This window comes from Acidovorax sp. KKS102 (assembly GCF_000302535.1).
In the GTDB taxonomy this organism is placed as follows: Bacteria; Pseudomonadota; Gammaproteobacteria; order Burkholderiales; family Burkholderiaceae_C; genus Acidovorax.
Window position 1 is genome coordinate 4,113,758 of the sequence record NC_018708.1, and the last position, 22,274, is coordinate 4,136,031.

Consider the following 22,274-nt stretch of genomic DNA (forward strand, 5'->3'; position numbering starts at 1 on the left):
AACCCCCTGTGGGGTGGCCCGCACATGCGGGTTTTCCCACATGAACCGCGCCTGGGCACCCCTCCACACTGGGGGCCTCACACCCTCCAACCGTCCATGTCATCCACAACCCCCACCGCAGCCCTTGGCACCGCGCCCTCTGCACCCGCCACGGGCCTGCTGCTGACCGGCGGCGGTGCCCGTGCCGCCTACCAGGTGGGGGTGCTGGAAGCGATTGCCGACCTGCGCCAAGCCTGTGGGGAAGCGCATGGGCCTAACCCCTTTCCCATCATCACCGGCACCTCGGCGGGGGCCATCAATGCGGCCGCGCTGGCCTGCGGGGCCGACCACTTTGACCGCGCGGTGCGCCGCATCGCGCGCGTGTGGCGCCAGTTCCATGCCAGCCAGGTGTATGGCGCCGATTCGCTGAGCGTGATGCGCAGCGGCGCGCGCTGGCTCACGCTGGTGTCGCTGGGCTGGGCCCTGGCGCGCTGGCGGCGCATGCGGCCCAAATCGCTGCTGGACAACACGCCGCTGGAGAAGCTGCTGGTCAAGATGGTGCCACTGGTGCGCCTGCCCCGGCTGATCCGCAAAGGGCATCTCACCGCGCTGGCCGTGACGGCGTCGAGCTACAGCTCGGGCGAGCACGTCACCTTTTTTGAAGCGGCCACGCCCGTCAAGCCCTGGGTGCGTTCGCAGCGCAAGGCCGCCAGCGACCGCATCACGCACGAGCATCTGCTCGCGTCCTCGGCCATTCCCTTCATCTTTCCGGCCAAGGGCATTGAGGTGGATGACCACATCGAATACTTTGGGGACGGCTCCATGCGCCAGTCGGCTCCCATCGCCCCGGCCATCCACCTGGGGGCCGAGCGCATCCTGGTGATCGGCGCGGGCCGCATGCACGAGCCCAAGGGCGACGCTGCCGTCAACCCCACACCCAACTACCCCACACTGGCGCAGATCGCGGGGCATGCGCTGTCCAACATCTTTCTGGACGCGCTGGCGGTGGACGTGGAGCGCGTGCAGCGCATCAACCAGACCCTGTCCCTCATCCCCGAAGAAAAGCGCCTGCACAGCGCACTGCGCCCCGTCGAGCTGCTGGTGATCGCCCCCTCCCAGCGCCTGGACGCCGTGGCGGCGCGCCACGTGGGCGATCTGCCGGGCCCCGTGCGCACCATGCTGGGCGCGCTTGGAGTCACCTCCAACATGGCCGATGTGCGCGGCGCGGCGCTGGCCAGCTACCTGCTGTTCGAGTCCGGCTACACGCAGGAGCTGATGGCCCTGGGCCGGGCCGACACTCTGGCCATGCGGGCCGAGGTGTGCCGGTTTTTTGGGTGGACGGATACCGGTGCCGAGGTGCAGACCAGACACCACGGGGAACCCGTCTGAGGCGTCCCAGGGCTTGAGCCCTAAGGCTTGTTGGGCAACCAGCCCAGGCCATGTGCGTGCAGGCTCTGCACATACAGCCGGTCGGCCGTCTCGGTGATGGCCGTAGTCTCGGGGTAGGCGCCGCTCGGGTCCTGCAGGTCGGCCACCACCTTGCCGTCATCGGTGAATGCGATCACATGGCCGTAGGGCTGGGGGATGGGCCACAGCGCACGCGGCAGGCGCAAGGTCAGGCTGCGCAGCCAGGGCTTGCCCGCCATGTTGTCGATGGCCGCGCCGCGCGGCTTGGCAAAACCCAGCCACACCTTGCCGCCCTGCCCACGCATCAGGTTGTCGGGGTAGCCGGGCAGGTTGTCCAGCAGCACCCGAGCCTGGGAGCCTGGCTGGCCGATGTCCAGATCATTCGCGTCCACCGCAATCTTCCACACCCGGTACTTGCCGGTTTCGTTGACGAACAGGTGCTTTTCGTCCTGGCTCAGCGCCACGCCGTTGGCAAAGCTGATGCCCCGGGCCACCACGCGCGTGCTGCGCGTGGCTGGGTCGTATTCGATCACCCGGCCCGTGCTGGCCTGCTCCAGGATGTCGAGCACGCTGGCTTCAAACGTACCGCCCCAGTCCTTGGGGGCAAAGCGGGTGGAGGCATCGCTCAGGTACATCTTGCCGTTCTGGGCCACCACTACGGCGTCGGCGTAGCGGATGGGGCCGTTACCCACCTTGTCGGCCAGCACGGTCACTTTGCCATCGGGCGCGATGGACAGCAGGCCCTTAACCGCATCTGCCGCGATCAAGTTACCTGCCGCATCAAAGTCAAAGCCCAGCACCCGCCCGCCGGTGTTGGCAAACACCTCCTGGCCCGAGCCGTCGGGGTTCATGCGCAGGATGTTGCCGCTGAGCACCGTGGTGTAGAGCTTGCCGTCCTTGCTAAAGGCGATGTGCTCGGGGCCCACCTCGCCTTTGAGATCAATGATGTTCAGCTGGGCCAGGCGCTGGTTGGGGGCGTGCACGCCCTGGTAGCCAGGGGCGGCAGGTGCAGTCCAGGCCACCGGCTGAATGGGCACAGGCCACGCCGCCAGATAGGCAGCCACCACCAATATCGCGCCACCCACGCCCCACCCCACCCGTTTTGCCCATGTTCTGGCCATGTGTTGTCTCCTCATGATTATTTGACTGCGAGGCATTGTGGCGCCGTCAGAGGCTGGCGCACAGGCCACGGCTGGCACCTGCGCGACCGGGCCTATCCGGTGCAGCGCCTGCAGCGGTCAAGGACACTGCCGACCGCCTAAAATCACGGGCTCCGCCTGAGAAAGCCGCACTCCATGACGACCTCCGCCCGCAAACTCTTCGTTACCACCGCCCTGCCCTATGCCAACGGCAACTTCCACATCGGCCACATCATGGAATACATCCAGGCCGACATCTGGGTGCGGTTCCAGCGAATGCAGGGCAACGCGGTGAACTTTGTGGGGGCCGACGACACCCACGGCGCGCCCATCATGATTGCCGCCGAAAAGGCCGGCAAGACACCCCAGCAGTTTGTGGCCGACATCGCTGCGGGCCGCAAGCAGTACCTGGACGGCTTTCACATCAGCTTTGACAACTGGCACAGCACCGACGCGCCAGAAAACCACGACCTGGCCCGCCAGATCTACCGCGACCTGCGCGACCGCGCCGACGGCAGCCTGATTGAGGTGCGCACCATCGAACAGTTCTTCGACCCCGAGAAGAACATGTTCCTGCCCGACCGCTACATCAAGGGCGAATGCCCCAAGTGCCACGCCAAGGACCAGTACGGCGACAACTGCGAGGTGTGCGGCACGGTGTACGCGCCCACCGACCTGATCAACCCCTTCTCGGCCCTCTCCGGCGCCAAGCCCGAGCTCAAGCACTCCGAGCATTTCTTCTTCAAGCTCTCGGACCCGCGCTGCGTGGAGTTTCTGGAGAACTGGACGCAGGACGGCAAGCTGCAGCCCGAGGTGGCCAACAAGATCAAGGAATGGTTCACCGTCCGCACCAACCCCGACGGCACCACCAGCGAAGGCCTGGGCGACTGGGACATCAGCCGCGACGCCCCCTACTTCGGCATCGAGATCCCGGATGCGCCAGGCAAATACTTCTACGTGTGGCTCGATGCGCCCGTGGGCTACCTCGCGTCGCTGAAGAACCTGCTGGAAAAGCGCGGCGAAAGCTACGACGCCTACATGGCCGACCCGGCCATGGAGCAGTACCACTTCATCGGCAAGGACATCGTTACCTTCCACACCCTGTTCTGGCCCGCCATGCTGCACTTCAGCGGCCGCAAGACGCCCAACAACGTGTTCGTGCACGGCTTCCTCACGGTGAACAACGGCGAGAAGATGAGCAAAAGCCGTGGCACCGGCCTGGACCCGCTCAAGTACCTGAGCCTGGGCATGAACGCCGAGTGGCTGCGCTACTACCTGGCCGCCAAGCTGAGCGCGCGCAACGAAGACATCGACTTCAATGCCGAAGACTTCATGCTGCGCGTGAACAGCGACCTGATCGGCAAGTACGTGAACATCGCCAGCCGCGCAGCGGGCTTCTTGACCAAGCGCTTTGACGGCAAGCTCACCAGCAACTTTGGCACCACAGGCGCTGCCCTGCTGGCCGAGGTGCGCGGTGCCAGCGACGCCATCGCGCAGATGTACGAAACGCGCGAATACAGCAAGGCCACGCGCGAAATCATGCTGCTGGCCGACAAGGTCAACGCCTACGTGGACCAGAACAAGCCCTGGGACCTGGCCAAGGACGCCGCCAACAACGAGGCGCTGCACCAGGTGTGCTCGGTGCTGGTCAACGCCTTTGCCACCCTCACCCGCTACTTGGCCCCCGTGCTGCCGGGTCTGGCCCAGGCGGTGCAAGGCTTTGTGGGCGTGAACATGCAGCAGTGGAACGCAGCGGGCGATGTGCAAGCCATCCAGCCCTACCAGCACCTGATGCAGCGCGTGACGCCCGAGCAGCTTGAAGCACTGTTTGAGCCCCCAGCGCAAGCAGCTACAGAAACCGTAGCATCCCCTGGTGGTGAAGAACTCGCCCCCACGATCACCATCGACGACTTCACCAAGATCGACCTGCGCATCGCGCTGATCGTGAACTGCGAGCCGGTGGAAGGTTCCACCAAGCTGCTGCGCCTGACGCTGGACGTGGGCGAAGGCCGCACGCGCAATGTCTTCTCAGGCATTGCCAGCGCCTACCAACCCGCCGACCTGATCGGCAAACACACCGTGGTGGTGGCCAACCTGGCCCCACGCAAGATGAAGTTTGGCGTGAGCGAAGGCATGGTGCTGGCCGCCAGCCATGGCGACGAGAAAGCCAACCCCGGCATCTACGTGCTCAACCCCTGGCCGGGCGCCACGCCCGGCATGCGGGTGCGCTGAGCACGGCGGCCCCATGCGCCCTGTGGTGTACCGGGCGGCGATGGCCGCAAAAGCCCTGCCTCTGTTTGTTGCCATGCCCGCGCTCGCGGGCTGCACGGTGGTGACGGTGGCCAACACTGCCGTGAGCGTCACGGCCTCGGCCGTAGGGTTGGCGGCAGATGCCACAGTGGGCACCGTCCGGGTGATGGGCAAAGGCGTCGGGATGGCTGCAGATGCCGTGTCCAGCAACCCAGCCCCGGACAACAGTGGCATTCAGATCCTGGAATCCACTCGGCCTGCGCACTGAGCAACGTTCAGCCTCCCGTGTACCGCCCTGGCCGGTGGCTGATCCACAAGAACCCGCTCATCACCAGCACCGCCAGCACTGAATACGCCACACGGTCCACCGGCACCACAAACAGCGCGAGCAGCACCACTGTGCCGTCAATCATCATCTGCACCTTGCCCGCACGCATGCCGTAGCGGCCTTGCAGGTACAGCGACACCACCGTGGCCCCGCCCAGGCTGGATCGGTGGCGTGCCAGGAACAGGCAGCCCGTGCCCAGCAGCAGCCCGCCCAGCAACGAGGCGAACAGCGGGTTCAGGTAGTCCACATGCATCACGTGCGGGAACAGCTCGGTAAGCAGCGACAGCAGGCCCACGCAGACAAAGGTCTTGATCGTGAACTCGCGCCCCATGCGCGTCCAGGCGAACCAATAGAACGGCAGGTTGACCACAAAGAACAGCTTGCCAAACGAAATGCCGGTGACGTAATGCAGCAAGAACGCCACGCCCGCCGTGCCGCCCACCAGCAGCCCCGCCTGGTTGAACAGCATGAGCGCCATGGCCACAAACAAGGTGCCTGCGAACAGGGCCTGGGCATCTTCAAAGGCGCCATGGCGCAGGGCGGACAGCGGCGGGGCAGTGTCGTTGGCGGTGGGCGGGGTATCGGACATGGGCGTTCAGCGATGGGTGGCGTGGCAAAGGCGCGGAGGCTTTCCGCCGGTGGAGCACTAGGAACTTGGGGGCAGCCCGGCGCGCATCCAGCGGTCAGTCTGCAAGATGAGAAGCAAGCAACGCGCCAGTGCGGGCCAGAGCGGGCCAGTGCGCGAAGGTGCCGCTACTTCCCGCCCTTGAACTCCGGTGCGTCCGTGTCCGCCCCCGACTGCGTGCGCAGCACGAACTGGTCGGGCCCATAGACCACCGTGAAGACCTTGGACTGGTTGGGGGCCTCCAGGTAGCGCCAGTCGGCCCAGGTCTCCTTTTTCAGCTCGTAGGGCGTGACCTTGGCGGGCTTGCCCAGCAGGCGACGCACCTCGTCCATGCGCATGCCGGGCGACACGCGCGCAAAGGTCTCGGGCGTCAGCACCTGGCGCAGCGCGGTCATGCGGCCGTCGGGGCCGATGGTGATCATGTAGTTGACCTGGCCGGCAGGCTGGCGGTTGTACTCAAAGGTGCGCGCGCCACCGGGCTCGTCCCACACATTCTCGGGGGCACCGAAGCGGTCGCGCACGTCGGCTTCGGTCGAAACGCCCTCTTTGAGCTCGCTGATGCGTTGCGGGTCGCAGGCGGCAAGCACCAGCAGGGAAAAGGTGGCCGCAGCCATGGCGGCCGAGCGATATATCAAGCGCATAAATTCGTCCCGGTAAAATCTTGGACCTTCGGTGCATCACTGTGCCTGACGCGTTCCAAGAAAGAGTTCACAGTCCATGTCTATTTTCCGCCGCCCCGACTACCAATCCGACGCCACCCAGTTCATCAACCAGCTCAAGGCAAGCCGTCCCGAGCTGGACCAGCAGCAGCAAGCCGGCCGTGCCCTGCTGTGGGACAAGCAAGTGGACCGCAAGATCTGGGGCGAGTACCGCGACGCCCAGGTGCCCCAGAAGCCCTACGTGTACCAGACCAACGCCGATTGAGCATGTTTTTAGCCGCAAGCGCAGGTATTTATTGCGCTGGCAGCTACTGATTCAATAGCAGATCATGACCACCGCGAACGCAGCCGAAGCGGCAGACTCGCCCGGCGCGCCCTCGCTGGATGGGGCCGGCATGCCCGATGTGGTCGATCAGGTGGCCCTGGCGCGCCTGTATGGCGAGCCGCTGTTTGCGCTGCCGCAGGACCTGTACATCCCGCCTGACGCGCTCGAGGTCTTCCTCGAAGCCTTTGAAGGCCCGCTGGATTTGCTGCTGTACCTGATCCGCAAGCAGAATTTCAACATCCTCGACATCCCCATGGTGGGGGTGACCAAGCAGTACCTGGCGTATGTGGACGAGATCCGCAGCCGCAACCTGGAACTGGCGGCCGAGTATTTGCTGATGGCCGCCATGCTGATCGAGATCAAGTCGCGCATGCTGCTGCCGCCCAAGAAGCAGGAAGGCGGCGAGGAACCCGAAGACCCGCGTGCCGAGCTGGTGCGCCGCCTGCTTGAATACGAGCAGATGAAGATGGCCGCCATGCGCCTGGCCAACCTGCCGCAGTACGGCCGCGACTTTTTGAAGGCCCAGGTCTACATCGAGCAGAGCCTGCAGCCGCGCTTTCCGGACGTGCATGTGGTGGAGCTGCAAGAGGCATGGCGCGACATTTTGAAGCGCGCCAAGCTCGTACAGCACCACAAGATCACGCGCGAAGAACTGAGCGTGCGCGAGTACATGAGCATGGTACTCAAGACCCTGCAGGGCCGCCGCTTTGTGGAGTTTGAAGAACTCTTCGAGCCCGAAAAAGGCAGCACCGTGCTGGTGGTGACCTTCATCGCGCTGCTGGAGCTGGCCAAAGAGACGCTGATCGAGATCACGCAGGCCGAAGCTTTTGCGCCCATCTACGTGCGCCTGGCCTACACGCCGGCCTAGCGCCGCCTCCCACTGTTCACGGCCCTGGCCGGTGGCCGTGGCATTACCCCTTACCCGCAAGCCATGGCATCCCACGACTTCGACGTTCTCATTGTAGGCAGCGGCCTCGCAGGCCTCTCCGCCGCGCTGCACCTGGCCCCCACGCACCGCGTGGCCGTGATCACCAAGCGCACACTGCAAGACGGCTCCAGCGGCTGGGCCCAGGGCGGCATTGCTGCCGTGCTGGCCGATGACGACAGCTTTGCCGCGCACATCGAAGACACGCTGGTCGCCGGCGCAGGCCTGTGCGACCTGGCCACCACGCGCTTTGTGGTGGAGAACGCGCCCGAATCCATCGCCTGGTTGCGCGCCCTGGGCGTGCCCTTCACGCTCGAAGGCGACCAGCTGCACCTCACGCGCGAAGGCGGCCACAGCGCGCGCCGCATTGCCCATGTGACCGACGCCACCGGCGCGGCGGTGCAGCGCACGCTGATCGACGTGGTGCGCGCCACGCCCGGCATCACGCTGTTCGAGCAGCACACGCTGGTGGATCTGATCACCACGCGCAAGCTCGGCCTGCCGGGCCACCGCTGCCTGGGGCTGTACGCGCTGGACAGCGACACCGACGAGGTCGTGACCTTCCGCGCACCGCAAACCATTTTGGCGACAGGCGGCGCGGGCAAGGTGTACCTGTACACCACCAACCCCGACACGGCCACCGGCGACGGCATTGCCGCCGCCTGGCGCGCAGGCTGCCGCGTGGCGAACATGGAGTTCATCCAGTTCCACCCCACGGGCCTCTACCATCCGCACGAAAAGTCCTTCCTCATCAGCGAGGCGGTGCGCGGCGAAGGCGGGCAACTCAAGCTGCCCCCATCAGCCGGAGGCACGCGCTTCATGCTGGACCACGACCCCCGCGCCGAACTGGCCCCGCGCGACGTGGTGGCCCGCGCCATTGACTTCGAGATGAAAAAGCACGGCCTCGATTGCGTGCACCTGGACATCTCGCACCAGAGCCCTGCGTTTTTGCAGGAACACTTTCCGAACATCCTGGCGCACTGCGCGTCACTGGGCATCGACATCACGAAGGAACCCATCCCCGTGGTGCCCACGGCCCACTTCACCTGCGGCGGCGTGCTGACCGACCTGGCGGGCCGCACCGACCTGCCAGGCCTGTACGCCGTGGGTGAGGTGGCCTGCACCGGCCTGCACGGCGCCAACCGCCTGGCCAGCAACTCGCTGCTCGAATGCATGGTGTTCGCCCGCGCCGCTGCGCAGGCCATCGCGGCAGCCCCGACCACCGAACTGCCCACCGTGCCCGCGTGGGACGACAGCCGCGTGACCGATGCCGACGAGTCCGTCGTCATCTCCCACAACTGGGACGAGCTGCGCCGCTTCATGTGGGACTACGTGGGCATCGTGCGCACCAACAAGCGGCTGGAGCGCGCCGCGCACCGCATTGCGATGCTGCAGGGCGAGATCCAGGAGTTCTACGCGCACTTCCACGTCACGCGCGACCTGCTGGAGCTGCGCAACCTGGTGCAGGTGGCCGACCTCATCGTGAAAAGCGCCCAGCTGCGCCGCGAAAGCCGGGGCCTGCATTTCAGCCGCGACTACCCCGAGGTGGCAGCGCCGGCCGCCCCCACCCTTCTCGTACCACCGGTGGCCCGATGACCTACAGCGTCAAAGAAATTTTCTACACCCTGCAAGGCGAAGGCGGCCAGGCGGGCACACCCGCCGTGTTCTGCCGCTTTGCAGGCTGCAACCTCTGGACGGGCCGCGAGCAGGACCGCGCGCAGGCTATCTGCCAGTTCTGCGACACCGACTTTGTGGGCACCGACGGCACGCTGGGCGGCAAGTTCGAGACAGCCGCCGCGTTAGCCGAGCTGATCGCTGCGCAATGGCCTGCGGGCGCGGGCCACCGACTGGTGGTGCTGACCGGTGGCGAGCCCCTGCTGCAGGTCGATGCGGCGCTGATCGACGCGCTGCACGCCCAGCAGTTCCGCATCGCCGTCGAAAGCAACGGCACGGTTGCCGCCCCCGAAGGTATCGACTGGCTGTGCATCAGCCCCAAGGCCGGTGCCCCGTGGGTGCAGCGCAGCGGGCAGGAGCTGAAACTCGTCTGGCCCCAGCCCGGCTTTGACCTGCAAGCGCTGGAGCAGGACACGCAGTTCACCCACCGATTCCTGCAGCCCATGGACGGCCTGCTGCAGCGCCAGAACACTGCCGCCTGCATTAACGCCTGCCTGGCCCACCCTGCATGGCGCCTCAGCCTGCAAACCCACAAGCTCACCGGCATCCGGTGAGAGAGGCCAACAAAACTCCCCTGGCGTCGTTGTCCCGCCCTTCCCTAGTGCTGGTACTACGGGTACTGCCTGCGGCGGAACGCCTAGCCAGGGCCGCTTCGCTGAGCTTTGTTAGCCTCTCCAAGTCCTTCTAAATCACCGTATGTTGTTCACCATCTCCCAGAGCTTCTTCTTCGACGCCGCCCACACCCTGCGCCGCGAGATCGAGGCCGAAGGCAGCCGCCGCGTGCACGGCCACACCTACCATGCCGAAGTGTTCCTGACCGGCCCGCGCGACCCCGCCACCGGCATGGTGCTGGACCTGGGCCTGCTGCGCCAGGGCCTGGCCGTGGTGCGCGAGCAGCTGGACCACCACATGCTCGACGAGGTGCCCGGCCTGGGCACGCCGACGCTGGAAAACCTGTGCCTGTTCATCGCCCAGGCACTGCCCACCGACTTGCGCGCCAGCGTGAGCCGCGTGCGCGTGTGGCGCGAGGCACTGGGCGACAGCTGCGCGCTGGACTTTACGCAGCCCTGACCGGCCACGGCCCTGCCTCCGGCAGGCACTCCCCCATCCACAGACTTCATTCAAGGAAGCCGATGTTCCGCACTCTGCTCAAATCCAAGATCCACCGCGTGGCCGTGACCCAGTGCGAGCTGCACAACGAAGGCTCGTGCGCCATCGACGAAGACCTGCTGGACGCCGCCAACATCGCCGAGAACGAGCAGATCCACATCTGGAACATCAACAACGGCGAGCGTTTTGTCACCTACGCCATCAGGGGCCAGCGCGGCAGCGGCATGATCTCGGTCAACGGTTCGGCCGCACGCCGCGCGTCCACAGGCGATCTCATCATCATTGCGGCCTTTGCCCAGGTGCACGAAGACCAGGTGGCCACACACCAACCGCAGCTGGTGTTTGTGGACGAGCACAACCGCCAGACCGCACTGCGCCACGCCGTGCCCACCCAGGCCGTCTGACCATGCAGCCCACGCACGACGGGCTGGTGGCCCGCAGCCTGGCCAGCGTCTGGCACCCCTGCACGCAGATGAAGCGGCACGAGGCGCAGCCGCCCGTGGCCATTGCCCGCGCCCAGGGCCCGTGGCTCTATGGCACCGCCGGCCAGCGCTATCTGGACGGCATCAGCTCCTGGTGGGTCAACCTGTTCGGCCACAGCCACCCGCACATCCAGGCGGCGCTGGTGGACCAGCTCGGCCGGCTGGACCATGTGATGCTCGCGGGCTTCACCCATGCGCCCGTGGTGGAGCTGTCAGAACGCCTGGCCGCGCTCACCGGCCTGGGCCACGCGTTCTACGGCAGCGACGGCGCAGCCGCCACCGAGATTGCGCTCAAGATGAGCGCGCACTACTGGCGCAACACTGGCCGCCCCGCCAAGAGCCGTTTCGTGGGCCTGGCAGGCGGCTACCACGGCGAAACCGTGGGCGCGCTGGCCGTGACCGACATCGCGATCTTCCGCGAGGCCTATGCCCCGCTGGTGCGCCTGGCCGACACCGTTCCCAGCCCCGATGCACGCGGCGCAGCCCCGGGCGAAACCGCACAGGACGTGGCCCGGCGCGCCGCCGCCGCGCTGCAAGCCTGGCTGCAAGAACACCACACCACCACGGCCGCACTCATCGTCGAACCCCTGGTGCAGTGCGCCGCCGGCATGGCACTGCACGACCCCGAATACCTGTGCCTGGCGCGCGCACTGTGCGACCGCTACGAGGTCCACTTGGTGGTCGATGAAATCGCCGTGGGCTTTGGCCGCACGGGCACGATGTTCGCGCACCAGCAGGCAGGCATCCGGCCGGATTTCATTTGCCTGTCCAAAGGCCTCACGGGCGGCACGCTGCCCCTGTCGGCCGTGCTGACGACGGACGCGGTGTACGCCGCGTTCTACGATGACGACGTGGCGCGCGGCTTTCTGCATTCGCACTCGTACACCGGCAACCCGCTGGCCTGCCGCGCAGCGCTGGCCACGCTGGAACTGTTTGAGCAGCTGGATGCGCTGAACGCCAACAGGGCGCTGGCGCAGCGCATCGACGCTGCCTGCGCATCGCTCAACCAGCACCCACGCGTGCGGCATGCACGCCGCATCGGAATGATCTGGGCCTGGGATGTGGACACACCCCTGCCCGACTTTGCGCGCCGCTACCACCAGCACGCCATGGCGCGGGGACTGGTGCTGCGGCCGATTGGGAAAACGCTGTACGCCATGCCGCCCTATGCGCTCGACGACGAGGCGGTGCAATGCCTGGCCCATGGCGCGCTGGATGCACTGAACGCCACCCTGCAGGAGGAAAGTTGATGATGGGATGTTTTGTGACCGGCACCGATACCGGTGTCGGCAAGACGCTGGTGTCCGCCGGGCTGCTGCACGCGCTGGCGCGCCACCACCGCCGCGTGGTGGGCATGAAGCCTGTGGCGGCTGGCCTGGTGCCCTGGGGGGACGACTGGGCCAGTGAAGACGCGATCGCACTGCGCTCGGCCTCCACCCTGGCCGTGCCGCCAGCGCTGGACAACCCCGTGCTGCTGCCCGACCCGCTCTCGCCCCACATCGCTGCGGCGCGGGCGGGCGTGCAGATCGACATCACCGCCATCGTGCGCAGCTACCAGGCGCTCGCCGCCCAGGCGGATGCCGTGGTGGTAGAGGGAGCAGGCGGCTTTCATGTGCCGCTCACCGACACACTCACGGGCGCCGACCTCGCCCAGGCCCTGGCGCTGCCCGTGGTGCTGGTGGTGGGCCTGCGCCTGGGCTGCCTGAACCACGCCCTGCTCACGGCCGAGGCCATCCGCGCGCGCGGCCTCACGCTGGCGGGCTGGGTGGCCAACCGCGTGGACCCCGACATGGAGGCGGTGGAAGACAACATCGCCTACCTGCGAGCACGGCTGAATGCACCACTGCTGGCCGATGTGCCGTACCAGGAACTGCCGGAACCCGGCAGCCTGGTGTTTGATCTGCCGAAGGACTGGCGATGACGGCCCCCACCGCGCCACAAGCGTCCTGGCTCGACGAGATCCCTGCGCGGCTGGCCGACATCGAACGCGCCCACCTGCTGCGCCGCCGTCGTGTGGTGGAGCCCGCAGGCGGCGCCCGCCTGCGGGTGGACGGCCAGCCCATGCTGGCCTTTTGCAGCAACGACTACCTGGGCCTGGCCAGCCACCCTGCACTGGCCCAGGCCGCGTGCGAGGCCACTGCGCGTTTTGGCGTGGGCTCTGGCGGATCGCCCCTGGTCAGCGGCCACAGCGCCGCCAACGATGCGCTGGAGCACGACCTGGCCGCCTACGTGCAACTGCCCCGCGCGCTGTACTTCTATGCGGGCTATGCCACCAACACCGGCATCATCCCGGCGCTGGTGGGCGATGGCGATGCGCTGTTCTCCGACGCGCTCAACCACGCCTGCCTGATCGACGGTGCCCGCCTGTCGCGCGCCACCATCCACCGCTATCCACATGCCGACCTGGCTGCGCTGGAAGCCCAACTCGGCGCCAGCCCTGCGCGGCGCAAGCTGGTCATCAGCGACGCCGTGTTCAGCATGGACGGCGACCTGATCGACATCCCGGCCCTGCTGGCGCTGTGCGAGCGTTATGACGCCCTGCTGCTGCTGGACGATGCCCACGGCTTTGGCGTGCTGGGGCCTCAGGGGCGCGGCAGTCTGGCACAGGCCGGGCTAACAGGGCCCAATGCCTCGCGCCGCGTGCTGTACATGGCCACACTGGGCAAGGCAGCGGGCGTGGCCGGTGCGTTTGTGGCGGGGGATGCCGCGCTCGTCGAATGGCTGCTGCAGAAAACGCGCACCTACATCTTTGCCACCGCTGCCCCGCCGCTGCTGGCGAGCGCGCTGCGCCAGAGCCTGCATCTCATGGAGGCGGCCGACGACCGGCGCGCGCACCTGGACGGACTCATCGCACAGCTGCGCCAGGGCCTGGCCACACTGCCTGCCCCCCTGGGCTGGCACCTGCTGCCCTCGCGCACGCCGGTGCAGGCGCTGATCATTGGCAGCAATGAAGCCGCGCTGGCGGTGATGGAAGGCCTGCGCGCCCAAGGCCTGTGGGTGCCTGCCATCCGCCCGCCCACCGTGCCGACAGGCACGGCGCGGCTGCGCATTGCGCTGTCGGCCGCGCACACCACCGACGACGTTGCGCAGTTGATAGAGGCGCTGCATGCGCTGGCAATGCAGTCACTCAACCGCTGATGCACCGCAGTACCATGCACAGCCCAGGCCACCTCCCCACGCAGGCCCCTTCTTATCCCTTCAGCGAGACGATTCCATGCCCCACCTGACCATCGAATACTCGGCCAATCTGCCCCACTACCCCGAAGCCGAAACGCTGACCGCCCTCAACGCCGCCCTGTGCGCCCATCCCCAGGTGCAGGACGAGGCGGACCTGAAGACTCGCTTCATCGTGGCCGACAGCTTCGAGATCGGCATTGCGCCCGCCAACCGCGCCTTTGTGCATGCCCAGTTGCGCTTGCTCGCCGGGCGCACACCCGAGGCCAAGAAAGAGCTGTCTGACCTCATTGCCGCCGTGCTGCGCGAACGCACGCCCCGGCCGCAGGGCGTGCTGGTGCAGCTGAGTGTGGAGATCGTCGATATGGACCGGGGTTCGTACGCCAAAGAACGGCTCTGACGCGGCCCCCGCTCACCGGACTCAGGCCCCGTCGCCTGCGTTGCCGGTGATGGGCAGCACGATGCCCGTGATGTAGCTGGAGCAACAAGGCGCCGCCAGGAACACGTAGGCGGGCGAGATTTCCTCGGGTTGCGCCGGGCGGCCCAGGTGCGTTATGACGCCAACCTTTTCCAACTCTTCGGCCGGGCGGTCCGCCGGGATCAGCGGTGCCCACACCGGCCCCGGCGCCACCGCATTCACGCGAATGCCCCGGTCGGCCAGGTTGTGCGCCAGCGCCTTGGTAAAGGCATGGATCGCGCCCTTGGTGGCCGGGAGCGAAGGGGACGGATGCGGTCACGGCGGCATGTCTTTCTGCCGACAGGGGGCTCCAGGTCAACCGGAGCCAAAAAAGGGGCGCCTGGGCTTCGAGGCCAGTGCGCCCACGGTGGTACGGACGGCGAGTTCAACGACCGGGCCGGGGCAGTACACACTGCCCCGGCCCGGCCACTTCAGTCGCAGCAACGGTCAGCTGGCATCCTTGGACTTTCCGGTATTGCCCTGGTTGCCGCCAGACGCAGTGCTGGATGCGCTCTGGGAGCCCGCGCCTTTCTGGTTCTGCTGGCCGGGCTGCTGCTGACCCGAACTGCCGCTGGTGCGGCTGGAGCGCCACTGGCTGAAGTCATCCGAAAACTTCTGGTAGCGCTCCTTGCGCCAGCTGTCGTAGTCGTCATCCAGCATGCGCAGTTGCTCGTCGCGCCACTGCTGGTAGTCGGGATCGCGATGGCCGCGGTTCTGTTGGGCAGGCGATGCATTGCGGGTGAAGCCGTAGGCGTTGCCATAGCCACCCTGGCCGCGTTCATCATCGCGATAGGGCGAGGCAAAGCGCCCTTCGTCATCGCGATAGCCTTGGCTGTCATACGGGGCGCCCCATGCCTGGTATTGACGGCCTGGGCCGTTGGCGTAGCCCGGGCGGTCCTGAGATCCATACGAGCCAAAGCCTTCGCGCCCCGAGCGTGGGTAGCCCTGCGATTCGCCACGGCTGCGGTTCAGGCCGTATTGGCCATAACGTTCCTGGCCGTAGCGTTCTTGCTCATAGCGGTCGCTGCGGTCATTGCGGTTCTCGAACCCCTGCCGGTAACCGCCAGGGCTGCTGCCGCGATGGTCTTCGCTGCCGTAGCCCTGGTGGTCACCGCGCTCGTTAAAGCGCATGTCGTCGGCATCGCGGCCCATGCCATGGCGGGAAAAGTTGCTGTCGTCGCTGTCTCTGTAGCCCATGGTGTTCTCCTTGCGGTCAATGGGAAAGTCAAAAAATCAAAGTGAATGGGGAGGGAAAGGTGCGGCTGGCCACATGCTGTTGCGGCCTGCCCGGTTTCACGGCTGGCTCTTGTGCGAGTCGCGGCTGCCTTGCTGCTTTTGGTCGCGGCCCTGGGCATGAGTGTCCGCGTCGTTGCGGGCGCCTTGCTGGCGGTTGCTGTGGCTGCCCGTGCTCTGCTCGGCCTGCTGCTGCCCGGCGGGCGACTGGCGCTGAGACGAGGGGGTGTTGTGCTGGTTCTGCGGGTTGTGCTGAGACATGGTGGCTCCTGTCGAAAGGGTTGAACAAAGGTTGCACACAAAGCGTTGAAACGCGTCTTGTGTGGGTTCATGTTCGTGGGGGCCCGCAGCGCTTTTTGTAGGCCGTGTCCTATAGGCCTGTGGGCCGGGCGCAATGCGGTGTAAGCAAGCGCACAGGAGGTAGCGGGATGCAAGGGGCGCATCGGCCCAGCCGAAGCCACAGGCCTCGCAAGACGCAGCTGTCAGAACGAGCGGGCAACATGGCAGCGCCCACAGACCCGACAAGGAGCGTCACATCCTGATGCACAGGATGCGGGTTGGAACGGCTAAGGCCACGACCGCCAGGCGCCGTGGGCACCTGCTTGCCAACAGGGAGATAGAGGGAAAAGGGCTCGCTACGCGTCCAGCGTGGCGTCCAGCCAGCCGCGCAGGCTGTTGATGAACGCCCAGCCTTGCACGCGGGGAATGTCGGCCACGCGCAGCACGGCCTCCACCACGTGGCCGTCCTGCAGTGCGACGGCGCGGCCCACGCCGGGCAGCAGGCCGCAGGACAGGGGCGGCGTCACCCAGCGCCCATCGATGAGCGCGGCGATGTTGCCAAAGGTGCCTTCGGTGATCTCGCCTGCCTCGTTCCACAGCACCGTGTCGAACACGCCGGGGGTGGTGGGTGCAAACGCCGCGTAGTGCGCGCGCCGCGTGGTCTTGTAGCGCACAAACTCGCTGTGTGCGGCCGCAAAGGGGCGCAGCGCCAGTTGCAGGCGCACAGGCACTGCCGTGGTCTGCAGCGCAAAGGCCTCGGCGCGTGCGCTGCCGTCCGCCGCCAGCAGCAGGCGCACCCGCCAGTCGCCATCGCGGTGTTGCAGGGCGGCAATCTGCAGCTCCTGGCGCACCGCGTGGGCGTTGAACGCAAATCCGAAATGCGCAGCCGCCTCGCCCATTCGGCGCACATGCTGGTCAGCGTGCACGAATTTGCCGTGGTGCAAGCCCAGGGTTTCGAGCACCTCGAACGGAGCGCTGGCCCGCTCGACAAAGGCGCGCTTGTGGTGCCACTCGGCCCATTCGGCGCCCGCCTCGGCACCGGAGGTGATGCCGCTGCCAATGCCGCAGGTGGCCTCGGCCACGGCGGGGGAGGCATCCGTACCCGTACCCGTACCCGTACCCGAACCCACACCCACACCCACACCCGAACCCACGCCACGCAGCACCACGGTGCGGATGGGCACGTTGAAGGTGGCCGCCACCGGGTGCAGGCCGTCCGGCCCCGCAGAGCCGCCCGGCCGCACCACGCCCACCGCGCCGCAATAGACGCCGCGTGGCGCGGGCTCCAGCGCGCGGATCATCTGCATGGCGCGCACCTTGGGCGCCCCCGTGACGGAGCCACAAGGGAACAGCGCCGCAAACACATCCGTCAGCGTGGTGCCGGGCCGCGTGTGCGCCGTCACGTCCGAGGTCATCTGCCACACCGTGGGCAAGGCCTGCGTGGCAAACAGCGCAGGCACCTGCACGCTGTGCGGTAGCGCAATGCGCGACATGTCGTTGCGCAGCAGGTCCACGATCATCACGTTCTCGGCACGCTCCTTGGGCGCCGTGCGCAGGTGCTCGGCCTGCTGCGCGTCCTGCTCGGGGGTGGCGCCACGCGGGGCCGTACCCTTCATCGGGCGGGCCAGCAGGGTGCCGCCTTCCGGCGCGTCCAGCCAGTCAAAAAACAGCTCGGGCGACACCGACAGCACTTGCTCGTCACCCGCCTGCAGGTAAGCGGCATAGCCCCCGGGCTGCGCGCGCAGCAACGCAGCAAACAGGGCCTGCGGCGAGCCCTGCAACGTGCCGCGAAAGGGCGCGGTGTAGTTGACCTGGTACAGCTCGCCCGCCGCGATGGCCTGCTGGATCTGCGCCAGTGCGGCGTCAAACGCCTCGCGCTCGGGGCTGTCGTCCCACACCACCTGCGCAGGGGTTGCTGCCGCCGCATCCGCCGCGTCGTCGGTCCCGGGTTGGGGCGCGTCGTACACGGCAAACCAGGCCAGCGGGCCGTCGGCCGCATGGGTCTGCAATGCGGCATCGAAGGCCGGGGCGGCCTCGTAGCGCACATGGCCCACGCACCAGCGTCCTTGCTGTGCGGCGGCAAACACGGCGTCGAGCACACCGCGCACCTCGTGCTGTGCCTGGGCCACCAGCACCTCGCGCGGGGCCTCAAACCGGTGGCGCAGGCGCGCGGCGCCTGCGCTCAGCGGCTGGGTGAAGTCAATGTGGCAACTAGAAGTCAAAGCAGGCGGAGGCGTTAGTGGATCATGCGCCTGTAGCTATCAAAACATGAGCAAACATCAACGCGTCGTGCGCACTCAAGCAGCGCCCAGGTGGGGCACCAGTGCGCCGGTGGGTTGACCATTCCTGAGCGCCGCCGTGAAGGCCAGCATGCGGTCAATCGGCTGACGCGCACGCGGAATCAGTGCGGGGTCCACGTGCACAGCGTTCGCACCGGTCTCCAGCACCCGGGCCACATCGGCCAGGCCGTTCATCGCCATCCAGGGGCAGTGCGCGCAGCTCTTGCAGGTGGCGCTGTTGCCCGCCGTGGGCGCTTCGTAGAAGGTCTTGCCAGGGTTGAGCGTGCGCAGCTTGTGCATCATGCCGTTGTCGGTGGCCACGATGAACTCGGTGGCATCCATCTCGCGCGCGGCTTTGAGGATGGCGCTGGTGGAGCCCACGGCGTCGGCCAGGGCCACCACGTCGGCGGGGCTTTCGGGGTGGACCAGCACTTTGGCCTGTGGGTGCTGCTTTTTCAGCAGCTCCAGCTCCAGCGCCTTGAACTCGTCATGCACGATGCAGGCACCGTTCCAGAACACCATGTCGGCGCCTGTCTCGCGCTGGATGTATGCGCCCAGGTGGCGGTCGGGCGCCCACAGGATCTTCTGGCCTGCGGCCTTGAGGGCGCTCACGATGTCGAGCGCGCAGCTCGATGTCACCAGCCAGTCAGCACGCGCCTTCACCGCCGCGCTGGTGTTGGCGTAGACGACCACAGTGCGGTCGGGGTGCTGGTCGCAGAACGCGCTGAATTCGTCGATGGGGCAGCCCAGGTCCAGCGAGCAGGTGGCGTCCAGGTCGGGCATGAGCACGGTCTTTTCCGGGCTCAGGATCTTGGCCGTCTCGCCCATGAAGCGCACGCCGCTCACCACCAGGGTCTGCGCCGCGTGGTCCCGGCCAAAGCGGGCCATCTCCAGCGAGTCGCTCACCAGGCCGCCGGTTTCCTCGGCCAGGTCCTGCAGGTCCGGGTGCACATAGTAGTGCGACACCATGACCGCATTTTTTTCCTTGAGCAGACGGCGGATCTTGTCTTTGAGCGCGGCGCGTTCTGCCTGCGACGGCTCGGGCGGCACGCGCGCCCAGGCGTGTTTGGTGGAACAGACGGCGCCCGATGTCGCCTCGTCAGGCTGCTCGTATTCGACGTCGATGCGGTTCAGGGTTGCGGTGCTCATGCCAGCTCCTGCAGGCGCATCGAAAAGTCGGTGGCCTTCACGTCTTTGGTCAGCGTGCCGATGGAGATGCGGTCCACGCCGGTCTCGGCCAGTTCGCGCAGGCCTTCGAGCGTGACACCGCCCGAGATTTCCAGAATCGCGCGGCCCGCATTGATGCGCACCGCCTCGCGCAGCATGGGCAGCGGTATGTTGTCCAGCAACACCATCTTGGCACCCGCATTCAGCGCCTCGGTCAGCTGCTCCAGGGTTTCGACTTCGATCTCGATGAAAGTCGCCTGCGCGGCCACGGCCTGTGCGGCGCGCAGCACCGCCGTCACGCTACCGGCGGCTGCAATGTGGTTCTCTTTGATCAACACCGCATCGTGCAGGCCAATGCGGTGGTTGGTGCCGCCACCCACGCGCACGGCGTACTTTTGCGCCAGGCGCAGGCCGGGAAGGGTCTTGCGCGTGTCCACGATCTGCGCGCGCGTACCCGCCACCACATCCACATAGGTGCGGGTTTTGGTGGCGACGGCCGAGAGCAGCTGCAGAAAGTTGAGTGCGGTGCGCTCGGCGCTCAGCAGTGCGCGGGCCTGGCCTTCCAGCTCCAGCACCACCTGGTCGGGGGCGCAGCGCTGGCCTTCGGCCACATGCCAGGTGATCTGCACCGTGGGGTCGAGGGCGCGCAAGGCCGCTTCAGCCCAAGGGGCGCCGCAGATCACGGCGGCTTCGCGCGCCAGGATGCGCGCGCGGGCGCGGCGGGCGGGGTCGATCAGGCCGGCGGTGAGGTCACCGGTGCCCACGTCTTCGGCCAGAGCGCGGGCCACGTCGGCCTGGGCCAGGGCCTTTACATCGTTGTCTCTCATAGTGCTTTTCGCGGGGGGTGTCGCTGCTGTCATGGGCCGCGAGCATACCGGGAACGCAAAGGCCACTGTGCCAGCGCAGGCCCGCCCTGCCCGCGCAGGAAACCAATAAGTACACCCAGTATTGGTCGCATAGACTCGCGGCAATTTTTTGGCCCTACCGCGCTCCATGACCGCCACCAGCCCTGTTTCTGCCACGCCCTACGGCACGCTGCCGCCTGCATCGCCCCTGCCCGAGCGCCGCCCCGTGAGCCTGCCGCGCCTGGCGCAGATGCGCGCAGCGGGCGAAAAAATCACCATGCTCACCGCCTACGACGCCACCTTTGCGGCCGTGGCCGATGCGGCGGGGGTGGAATGCATCCTGGTGGGCGACTCGCTGGGCATGGTGTGCCAGGGCCTGCCCAGCACCGTGGGTGTTCAACTCGACACCATGGCCTACCACACGGCCAGCGTGGCGCGCGGCCTGCACCGCGTGCAGGGCACGGCCTGGCTGGTGGCCGACCTGCCCTATGGCACCTATGCCGAAAGCCGCGAGCAGGCGCTGCGCAGCGCCTGCGTGCTGATGCAGGCCGGGGCGCACATGGTCAAGCTCGAAGGTGGGGGCTGGACGGCGCCCACAGTGGAATTCCTGGTGCAGCGCGGCGTGCCGGTGTGCGCCCACCTGGGCCTGACGCCGCAGACGGTGCATGCCCTGGGCGGCTACCGCGTGCAGGGCAAGACCGACGATGCCGCCCGCACGCTGCGCAAAGAGGCGCATGAGTTGCAGGACGCAGGCGCCGCCATGCTGGTGCTGGAGATGGTGCCCGCTGCGCTGGCCGCCGACCTCACGGCCGAGCTGCCGCACTGCCACACCATCGGCATCGGCGCAGGCAACGGCACGGCCGGGCAGGTGCTGGTGTTGCACGACATGCTGGGCATGAACCTCGGGAAGATGCCGAAGTTTGTCCACAACTTCATGCAGGACGCGGGCAGCGTGCGCCGCGCCATGGAGGCCTATGTGCAGGCCGTGAAGCAAGGGCGTTTCCCGGACAACGCTGTGCACGCCTGGTGAGCCCTTTTCTTATCTCTCTGACCCTCCCACCCCATGCTGATTGCCCGCTCCATTGCCGACCTGCGCCAGGCCCTGGCCCCCTACCGCCGCCCGGCTTTTGTGCCCACCATGGGCAACTTGCATGAGGGGCATATCGCCCTGGTGCGCCAGGCCCAACCCCTGGGCGATGTGACCGTAGCCAGCATCTTTGTGAACCGCCTGCAGTTTCTGCCGCACGAGGACTTTGACAGCTACCCGCGCACCTGGGAGGCCGACTGCGCAAAACTGCAGGCCGCCGGTTGCGATGTGCTGTTTGCCCCGCGCGAGGCGGACCTGTACCCCGAGCCCCAGACCTTCAAGGTGCACCCCGACCCGCAGCTCGCCGACATGCTCGAAGGCCACTTCCGCCCCGGCTTTTTTGTGGGCGTGAGCACGGTGGTGATGAAGCTGTTTGCCTGCGTGCTGGGCGCCACCGGTGGCGTGGCCGTGTTTGGCAAGAAGGACTACCAGCAGCTCATGGTGATCCGCCACATGGTGCGGCAGTTTGCGCTGCCCATCGAGATCGTGGCGGGCGAAACCTGCCGCGCGGCCGATGGGCTGGCCCTGAGTTCGCGCAATGGCTACCTCAGCCTGGAAGAACGCCAGGAGGCCGTGGCCCTGTCGCAGGCCCTGAAGCGGCTGGCGCAGCAGTGGCTGGATGCCAGCGACCGCAGCGCGCTGGAGGCCCAGGCGCAGGACGCGCTGCGCGCGCGGGGCTGGGCGCCCGACTACCTCACGGTGCGCCGCCGCGCCGACTTGCTGCCCGCCACGGCCGAGGATGCGGCAGGCACGCTGGTGGCGCTGGGTGCTGCGCGGCTGGGCAGCACGCGGTTGATTGACAACCTGGAGTTTTGATTAGCTATTAATTCAATAGCTATCAGAGCTTACC

23 protein-coding genes and 1 pseudogene are annotated in these 22,274 nt (G+C 67.1%); 15 read left to right on the forward strand and 9 right to left on the reverse strand.

All coding sequences use genetic code 11. The annotated features are described in order from the left end of the window. Window positions 1-96 precede the first annotated feature (96 nt). Window positions 97-1,368, forward strand: coding sequence for a patatin-like phospholipase family protein (locus tag C380_RS18875; RefSeq protein ID WP_015015439.1), 1,272 nt, complete (start codon window positions 97-99; stop codon window positions 1,366-1,368). A gap of 20 nt (window positions 1,369-1,388) precedes the next feature. On the opposite strand, the gene C380_RS18880 is transcribed toward C380_RS18875, so the two are convergent. Then, window positions 1,389-2,507 (reverse strand): SMP-30/gluconolactonase/LRE family protein, encoded by a 1,119-nt coding sequence (locus tag C380_RS18880; protein WP_051022587.1) that lies wholly within the window; start codon window positions 2,505-2,507, stop codon window positions 1,389-1,391. A 174-nt stretch (window positions 2,508-2,681) separates the two neighbouring features. On the opposite strand from C380_RS18880, the gene metG reads away from it, so the two are divergent. Both metG and C380_RS18890 read left to right on the forward strand, forming a co-directional pair. Further along, on the forward strand, window positions 2,682-4,757 hold the full coding sequence (gene metG / locus C380_RS18885; RefSeq protein ID WP_015015441.1) for a methionine--tRNA ligase: 2,076 nt from the start codon (window positions 2,682-2,684) through the stop codon (window positions 4,755-4,757). Window positions 4,758-4,770: 13 nt separating this feature from the next. After that, on the forward strand, window positions 4,771-5,043 hold the full coding sequence (locus tag C380_RS18890; protein ID WP_015015442.1) for a hypothetical protein: 273 nt from the start codon (window positions 4,771-4,773) through the stop codon (window positions 5,041-5,043). 7 nt (window positions 5,044-5,050) lie between these two features. Here the strand turns inward: C380_RS18890 and C380_RS18895 are convergent, their stop codons facing one another. Next, entirely contained in the window at window positions 5,051-5,692 is a 642-nt protein-coding gene (locus C380_RS18895) for a YitT family protein (protein WP_015015443.1), read from the reverse strand. A gap of 164 nt (window positions 5,693-5,856) precedes the next feature. Next, window positions 5,857-6,369, reverse strand: coding sequence for a hypothetical protein (locus tag C380_RS18900; protein ID WP_015015444.1), 513 nt, complete (start codon window positions 6,367-6,369; stop codon window positions 5,857-5,859). A gap of 76 nt (window positions 6,370-6,445) precedes the next feature. Between C380_RS18900 and C380_RS18905 the strand changes: the two genes are divergently transcribed. From C380_RS18905 to C380_RS18950, 10 genes are all read left to right on the forward strand, one after another. Next, window positions 6,446-6,652 carry a DUF3460 family protein gene (locus C380_RS18905; RefSeq protein ID WP_015015445.1) on the forward strand — a complete coding sequence of 69 codons (207 nt, stop codon included), beginning with the start codon at window positions 6,446-6,448 and terminating at the stop codon, window positions 6,650-6,652. Window positions 6,653-6,716: 64 nt separating this feature from the next. Then, window positions 6,717-7,580, forward strand: a complete 864-nt coding sequence (locus C380_RS18910; protein WP_015015446.1) for a ScpA family protein — start codon at window positions 6,717-6,719, stop codon at window positions 7,578-7,580. A 63-nt stretch (window positions 7,581-7,643) separates the two neighbouring features. Next, window positions 7,644-9,233, forward strand: a complete 1,590-nt coding sequence (nadB, locus tag C380_RS18915) for an L-aspartate oxidase (RefSeq protein ID WP_015015447.1) — start codon at window positions 7,644-7,646, stop codon at window positions 9,231-9,233. Then, window positions 9,230-9,865 carry a 7-carboxy-7-deazaguanine synthase gene (gene queE / locus C380_RS18920; RefSeq protein ID WP_015015448.1) on the forward strand — a complete coding sequence of 212 codons (636 nt, stop codon included), beginning with the start codon at window positions 9,230-9,232 and terminating at the stop codon, window positions 9,863-9,865. Before nadB ends, queE begins: the two co-directional genes overlap by 4 nt. A gap of 142 nt (window positions 9,866-10,007) precedes the next feature. Further along, on the forward strand, window positions 10,008-10,382 hold the full coding sequence (locus C380_RS18925) for a 6-carboxytetrahydropterin synthase (protein WP_015015449.1): 375 nt from the start codon (window positions 10,008-10,010) through the stop codon (window positions 10,380-10,382). Between the two features lie 62 nt (window positions 10,383-10,444). After that, the gene (gene panD, locus C380_RS18930; RefSeq protein WP_015015450.1) at window positions 10,445-10,825 is read left to right on the forward strand and encodes an aspartate 1-decarboxylase; all 381 of its coding nucleotides are present in this window, start codon (window positions 10,445-10,447) and stop codon (window positions 10,823-10,825) included. 2 nt (window positions 10,826-10,827) lie between these two features. Then, window positions 10,828-12,153: an adenosylmethionine--8-amino-7-oxononanoate transaminase gene (bioA, locus tag C380_RS18935; RefSeq protein ID WP_015015451.1), complete on the forward strand. Its 1,326-nt coding sequence runs from the start codon at window positions 10,828-10,830 to the stop codon at window positions 12,151-12,153. Next, a complete protein-coding gene (gene bioD / locus C380_RS18940; protein WP_015015452.1) occupies window positions 12,153-12,824 on the forward strand; it encodes a dethiobiotin synthase in 672 nt (223 codons plus the stop codon). Before bioA ends, bioD begins: the two co-directional genes overlap by 1 nt. Next, window positions 12,821-14,041 (forward strand): 8-amino-7-oxononanoate synthase, encoded by a 1,221-nt coding sequence (bioF, locus tag C380_RS18945; protein ID WP_015015453.1) that lies wholly within the window; start codon window positions 12,821-12,823, stop codon window positions 14,039-14,041. Before bioD ends, bioF begins: the two co-directional genes overlap by 4 nt. Window positions 14,042-14,117: 76 nt before the next feature. Next, on the forward strand, window positions 14,118-14,477 hold the full coding sequence (locus C380_RS18950) for a 5-carboxymethyl-2-hydroxymuconate Delta-isomerase (protein WP_015015454.1): 360 nt from the start codon (window positions 14,118-14,120) through the stop codon (window positions 14,475-14,477). Between the two features lie 21 nt (window positions 14,478-14,498). Here C380_RS18950 and C380_RS18955 read toward each other — a convergent pair. The 6 genes and pseudogenes from C380_RS18955 to nadC form a co-directional block, all read right to left on the reverse strand. After that, window positions 14,499-14,786, reverse strand: a pseudogene (locus C380_RS18955) (SDR family oxidoreductase); the annotation flags it as partial. A 195-nt stretch (window positions 14,787-14,981) separates the two neighbouring features. Then, window positions 14,982-15,731: a hypothetical protein gene (locus C380_RS18960; protein WP_015015456.1), complete on the reverse strand. Its 750-nt coding sequence runs from the start codon at window positions 15,729-15,731 to the stop codon at window positions 14,982-14,984. A 96-nt stretch (window positions 15,732-15,827) separates the two neighbouring features. Then, complete coding sequence (locus C380_RS18965; RefSeq protein WP_015015457.1) at window positions 15,828-16,028, reverse strand: hypothetical protein; 201 nt, start codon at window positions 16,026-16,028, stop codon at window positions 15,828-15,830. Between the two features lie 374 nt (window positions 16,029-16,402). Then, window positions 16,403-18,268 carry a chorismate-binding protein gene (locus tag C380_RS18970; protein WP_015015458.1) on the reverse strand — a complete coding sequence of 622 codons (1,866 nt, stop codon included), beginning with the start codon at window positions 18,266-18,268 and terminating at the stop codon, window positions 16,403-16,405. A 75-nt stretch (window positions 18,269-18,343) separates the two neighbouring features. Continuing rightward, window positions 18,344-19,474, reverse strand: a complete 1,131-nt coding sequence (gene nadA / locus C380_RS18975) for a quinolinate synthase NadA (RefSeq protein WP_015015459.1) — start codon at window positions 19,472-19,474, stop codon at window positions 18,344-18,346. Then, complete coding sequence (gene nadC, locus C380_RS18980) at window positions 19,471-20,319, reverse strand: carboxylating nicotinate-nucleotide diphosphorylase (RefSeq protein ID WP_015015460.1); 849 nt, start codon at window positions 20,317-20,319, stop codon at window positions 19,471-19,473. The genes nadA and nadC overlap by 4 nt, the downstream gene beginning before the upstream one ends. A gap of 166 nt (window positions 20,320-20,485) precedes the next feature. Here nadC and panB point away from each other — a divergent pair, with 166 nt between their 5' ends. Both panB and panC read left to right on the forward strand, forming a co-directional pair. Then, window positions 20,486-21,367 carry a 3-methyl-2-oxobutanoate hydroxymethyltransferase gene (gene panB / locus C380_RS18985; protein ID WP_015015461.1) on the forward strand — a complete coding sequence of 294 codons (882 nt, stop codon included), beginning with the start codon at window positions 20,486-20,488 and terminating at the stop codon, window positions 21,365-21,367. 33 nt (window positions 21,368-21,400) lie between these two features. Then, on the forward strand, window positions 21,401-22,240 hold the full coding sequence (gene panC, locus C380_RS18990; protein ID WP_015015462.1) for a pantoate--beta-alanine ligase: 840 nt from the start codon (window positions 21,401-21,403) through the stop codon (window positions 22,238-22,240). The last annotated feature ends 34 nt before the right edge of the window (window positions 22,241-22,274 follow it).